Origin of the sequence: Prevotella sp. S7-1-8 (genome assembly GCF_000758925.1) — a bacterium.
Taxonomy (GTDB): domain Bacteria; phylum Bacteroidota; class Bacteroidia; order Bacteroidales; family Bacteroidaceae; genus Prevotella.
Window position 1 is genome coordinate 1 of record NZ_JRNC01000075.1, and the last position, 1,001, is coordinate 1,001.

1 protein-coding gene is annotated in these 1,001 nt (G+C 43.2%); it reads left to right on the forward strand.

The genetic code is table 11. The annotated features are described in order from the left end of the window. The coding region (locus HMPREF1640_RS10820) for a relaxase/mobilization nuclease domain-containing protein (protein WP_036894644.1) at window positions 1-725 on the forward strand (725 nt) is incomplete at its 5' end. Between the last annotated feature and the right edge of the window lie 276 nt (window positions 726-1,001).

Genomic DNA, 1,001 nt, shown 5'->3' on the forward strand with positions numbered 1-1,001 from the left:
TCGCCAACCGCATCAGCCTATACGGAGAAGTTTATGATACCACCTTTGTAAGTAACAAGGCTGCAAGAATAACAGAGGAAATCAGCAGGAAGAAAGGACTCACCATTGCCAAGGAAGTCAGAGCCAAGAGAAAGCATCAGAAAGCGAAAGCCAATCCCACGAGGGAGCAGACCAAGCAGCGGTTGCAGGATATTTGCTTTACCCTGCTTGTAAAGTATAAGGGCACAGGCATCACGGGACACTCCATGTTCCTCTATGAACTGAACAAGCACGGAGTAACCATAGATTGTATGAAGAACAAGCAGAGCAAGGTCTATGGCTTGAAGTTCTCATACGGAGAATATGCGTTCAAGGCATCGGAGGTCGGCAGGGAATTTGGCTATCGTTCTTTGCAAAAGAACTTCGAACTTGTCAATAAGGCAGAGCTAAAGACACTGCAACAACACGAGTATAATCCGCCAAAGGAAAAAGAAACTTCTGGCACAGCTTATCAACTTGTTCCTCCAAGCCGTTCCAATATCTCACGAGGTGGCGATATCTTACAACCACTTAATACTATTGGCACAGTAACAGATGCTGCCATTAGTGCAGCCGATGAAATAGTGGAAGGGTTAGGAGAAATGATTTCACCATCTTCACATAGCGAAGATTATGCAGAAGCAGCATGGCAGCGTAAGCTCAGATACCAAGCCAACAGAAAGAAGAAGCGAGGGAGAGGATTATAGCCAACCCAAACCACACAGCAACAACCCAAAGTGCAGAAACGTGAATATTTCTTTGAAAACGCTTGTTATTCGGTAACAAAGTATTATCTTTGCAAACAGAATAACAAGCGTTCTTTGTTAGGCAGAAAACAGCAACACCAAGTAGTTCGCTCGTTTCCAAATCGTTACCTATTCAGTTTCACAAACAAGGTAACTTCTTTATTTCCAATTAGTTGTATTTTAGAAATCATCTTACGTCGCGATTAGTGTTTAATCACGTCGTGATTGGCGCTTAAT